Source organism: Caulobacter sp. CCUG 60055, from assembly GCF_022750545.1.
Lineage (GTDB): Bacteria > Pseudomonadota > Alphaproteobacteria > Caulobacterales > Caulobacteraceae > PUIC01.
The window spans coordinates 1-554 of sequence record NZ_PUIC01000022.1 but is presented as its reverse complement, the minus strand read 5'-3'; the positions used below and the strand labels follow the sequence as shown (position 1 = coordinate 554).

The window sequence follows — 554 nt, the reverse complement described above, 5'->3', positions numbered from 1 at the left end:
ATGAACCGGTTGAAGGTCGCGGCGTGCGCGGTGTTGGCGATGAGTGGGGCGAGCGTGGGCGCGTGGGCGGCGGAGCCTGCGGGTGCTGGGCAGACGGAGCTGGGCGGCCCGGCGGTGGCGGGTGTCTGCCTGTTGTCGCAGCAGGCGGTGCTGGCCAACGCCAAGGCGGGTGTGGCGGCGTCGGCGCGGCTGAAGCAGCTGGCGGACCAGGCGCAGGCGGAGGTTGACGGCGAGCGCGGTCCGATCCAGGCGGACGCCAAGGCGCTGGCGGCGCAGAAGGCGAGCCTGAAGCCGGCGGAGTTCCAGCAGCGCGAGCAGGCGCTGGGGACGCGGCTGACGGCGTTGCAGCAGAAGGCGGACCAGCGCAGCCGGGAGATCGAGGCGACGCGGGTGAAGGCGCTGGGGCGGATCGCGACGGAGGCGCAGCCGGTGATCGCGGCGGTGTACAAGGCGCGTGGCTGCGGGCTGCTGATCGACCGGGGCACGGTGCTGGGCGGCAACATGGCCGGGGACCTGACGGCGGCGGTGGTGCAGGGGCTGGACGCCAAGCTGGC

The 554-nt window shown here is 74.4% G+C and carries 1 protein-coding gene; it reads left to right on the top strand.

The features are described from left to right. Positions 1-114 precede the first annotated feature (114 nt). Positions 115-554 (top strand): OmpH family outer membrane protein (locus C5708_RS19300; protein WP_242923631.1); only part of this gene is annotated, 440 nt, incomplete at its 3' end.